Source organism: Polaromonas sp. P1_E1_2 (assembly GCF_056406035.1).
This window is the reverse complement of record NZ_JBFUAZ010000899.1, coordinates 1-1,133: the sequence shown is the minus strand read 5'-3', so window position 1 is coordinate 1,133 and position 1,133 is coordinate 1. Positions and strand designations below refer to the sequence as shown.

Here is a 1,133-nt window from a genome sequence, read left to right as displayed (position 1 = left end):
GCATGCACCGCTCGCACAACGCACTCACCGTGCCAGGCATTGCCGTGGAATCCACCACCGGCGAAACCCACCTGCGCCACCACATCAGCCCTACCGGTTTTTACCGTGGCCGCAAGGTGCTGAAAACCAAATCCGAAGCGTAATTCCACGCTTTGAGCATGGGCCCGCACTCATCCTGCGGGCCTTTCTTTTGTCTGAATTCCACTCTCTCTTGACTGCACCGGTCGCCCCATGATCAGGATCGCTGTCGATGCCATGGGCGGCGATATCGGTCCAGCCGTCACGCTCCCGGCCAGCCTGGCATTCCTGGATGGTCATCCGGATGCTGCTGTGGTGCTGGTCGGCCAGCCTGAAGTCCTCGCCGGGCACCCGTTGTACCCCCGCCTTCAAGCCCATCCGCGCTGCCAGATCGTTCCGGCCAGCGAGATCGTCACCATGGACGATCCCATCGAGATCGCCTTGCGGCGCAAGAAGAACTCCTCGATGCGGGTCGCGATGAACCAGGTCAAGGATGGTGTGGCCCAGGCGGCCGTGTCGGCCGGCAATACCGGCGCCTTGATGGCCATTGCCCGCTATGTCCTCAAAACCCTGGAGGGCATAGACCGTCCGGCCATTGCTACCCAGCTGCCCAATGCCCTGGGCGGCGCCACCACGGTGCTGGACCTGGGTGCCAATGTCGACTGCACCGAAGATCACCTGCTGCAGTTTGCCGTGATGGGATCCGCCCTTGTGGCAGCCATCGCCAGCAACCCCACGCCCAGTGTCGGCCTGCTCAATATTGGCGAAGAGGCGATAAAAGGTAGTGAAATTATAAAAAAAGCCGGCGAATTGTTGCGTTCTGCGTCTAATTCCGGTGATTTGAATTTTTACGGGAATGTCGAAGGTAACGATATTTTCAAGGGAACGACCGATATCGTCGTCTGTGACGGTTTTGTGGGCAACGTCGCGCTCAAGGCTAGTGAAGGTCTTGCAAGCATGATCGGCGGCTTCATAAAAGCTGAGTTTTCCCGCAATGTTTTGACAAAAATTGCGGCCATCATTGCTTATCCGGTGCTAACTGCGTTTAAAAATCGGGTTGACCACAGGCGATACAACGGCGCCGCCCTGCTCGGTCTTCAAGGTCTGGTTTTCAA

At 57.9% G+C, this 1,133-nt stretch carries 2 protein-coding genes; both read left to right on the top strand.

The window, feature by feature from the left end:
* Positions 1 to 2 precede the first annotated feature (2 nt).
* Positions 3 to 143, top strand: a complete 141-nt coding sequence (gene rpmF / locus AC1D1P_RS23910; protein ID WP_477674729.1) for a 50S ribosomal protein L32 — start codon at positions 3 to 5, stop codon at positions 141 to 143.
* Between the two features lie 88 nt (positions 144 to 231).
* The coding region (gene plsX, locus AC1D1P_RS23905; RefSeq protein ID WP_477674728.1) for a phosphate acyltransferase PlsX at positions 232 to 1,133 on the top strand (902 nt) is incomplete at its 3' end.